Source organism: Puniceispirillum sp. (SeqCode) (assembly GCF_965657105.1).
Taxonomy (GTDB): Bacteria; Pseudomonadota; Alphaproteobacteria; order Puniceispirillales; family Puniceispirillaceae; genus Puniceispirillum.
The window spans coordinates 1-290 of record NZ_CBFHNB010000008.1 but is presented as its reverse complement, the minus strand read 5'-3'; the positions used below and the strand labels follow the sequence as shown (position 1 = coordinate 290).

Here is a 290-nt window from a genome sequence, read left to right as displayed (position 1 = left end):
GCTGGCTTGGCAATTGCTAGCCGTATGGACGCCCAGACACGCGGCCTTACAATGGCGATCAAGAACGCAAATGATGCTATCTCTCTATCTCAAACTGCTGAAGGTGCTCTTGGTGAGGTCACCAATATGCTTCAGCGTATCCGTGAATTGGCTGTTAACTCTGCAAACAGCACCTTGAACGATAGTGACCGTCTGTCACTTGATAACGAAGTTCAGGCGCTTAAGGCCGAGATCGACCGTATTGGTTCAACAACCACTTTCAATAGCCAGAACCTGCTGGACGGATCTTA

At 49.3% G+C, this 290-nt stretch carries 1 protein-coding gene; it reads left to right on the top strand.

Annotation, left to right across the window (positions count from 1 at the left end; all coding sequences use genetic code 11):
• Positions 1–290: flagellin N-terminal helical domain-containing protein (locus tag ACTF7Q_RS02100; RefSeq protein WP_438996198.1), on the top strand; the 290-nt coding region annotated here is incomplete at both ends.